We start from the raw sequence: 312 nt of genomic DNA, 5'->3' as shown, positions 1-312 counted from the left end.
TCGGTAATATGCTTAGCCCCGGTAAATTTTCGGCGCGGAATCACTCGACTAGTGAGCTATTACGCACTCTTTAAATGATGGCTGCTTCTGAGCCAACATCCTAGTTGTCTATGCAACTCCACATCCTTTTCCACTTAGCATATATTTAGGGACCTTAACTGGTGGTCTGGGCTGTTCCCCTTTTGACGATGGATCTTATCACTCACCGTCTGACTCCCGGATAAAAATCAATGGTATTCGGAGTTTATCTGAACTTAGTAACCCATGACGGGCCCCTCATCCAAACAGTGGCTCTACCTCCATGATTCTACG

General features: G+C 46.2%; 1 rRNA gene. It reads right to left on the bottom strand.

Annotated elements, in window-relative coordinates:
• A 23S ribosomal RNA gene (locus LPKJCM_RS01925) occupies positions 1-312 on the bottom strand; the annotation flags it as partial.

It is taken from the genome of Lentilactobacillus parakefiri (genome assembly GCF_002157585.1).
Classification (GTDB): Bacteria; Bacillota; Bacilli; order Lactobacillales; family Lactobacillaceae; genus Lentilactobacillus; species Lentilactobacillus parakefiri.
The sequence above is the reverse complement of the archived record's forward strand: the minus strand, read 5'-3'. Positions and strand labels throughout refer to the sequence as shown.